This is a genomic window from Pseudomonas sp. EA_65y_Pfl1_P113 (genome assembly GCF_963970525.1).
In the GTDB taxonomy this organism is placed as follows: Bacteria; Pseudomonadota; Gammaproteobacteria; order Pseudomonadales; family Pseudomonadaceae; genus Aquipseudomonas; species Aquipseudomonas tritici.
In genome coordinates this window covers 1-431 of record NZ_CAXAQM010000684.1, presented here as the reverse complement: position 1 = coordinate 431, position 431 = coordinate 1, and the positions used below count along the sequence as shown (strand labels likewise).

Annotated in this window: 1 protein-coding gene; it reads left to right on the top strand. The window is 69.1% G+C overall.

Annotation, left to right across the window (positions count from 1 at the left end):
* Window positions 1–431, top strand: a 431-nt coding sequence (locus AACY52_RS31715; protein ID WP_339561613.1) for an OPT/YSL family transporter, incomplete at both ends; no start/stop codon positions are given.

The following is a 431-nucleotide window of genomic DNA, read 5'->3' as shown; positions in this document are numbered from 1 at the left end:
ATCATCCCGCCGGTGCTGAACGTGCTCAACAGCGGGATGGGCTTTGTCGGCGTGCCCGGTGCCGGGCCGAATGCGCTCGCCGCGCCGCAAGCCGGGCTGATCTCGGCACTGGCCAAGGGCGTGCTGTCGGGTGACGCCAATTGGCGGATGCTGGGCTATGGCGTGGCGGCAGGCGTCGTGCTGATCGCGCTGGACGAAGCGCTCGGGCGGTTGAAGCTGTTGCGCCTGCCCCCGCTCGGCGTGGCGCTCGGCATCTATCTGCCGATGTCGGTGATCCTGCCGACGGTGCTGGGCTCGGTGATCGGCTGGTTCTACGACCGCTGGGCGCGCACCACCGCCAACCCCGAAGTGGCCGAGCGCATGGGCACGCTGACCGCAACCGGCCTGATAGTCGGCGAAAGCCTGTGGGGCGTGCTGTTCGCGCTGATCGT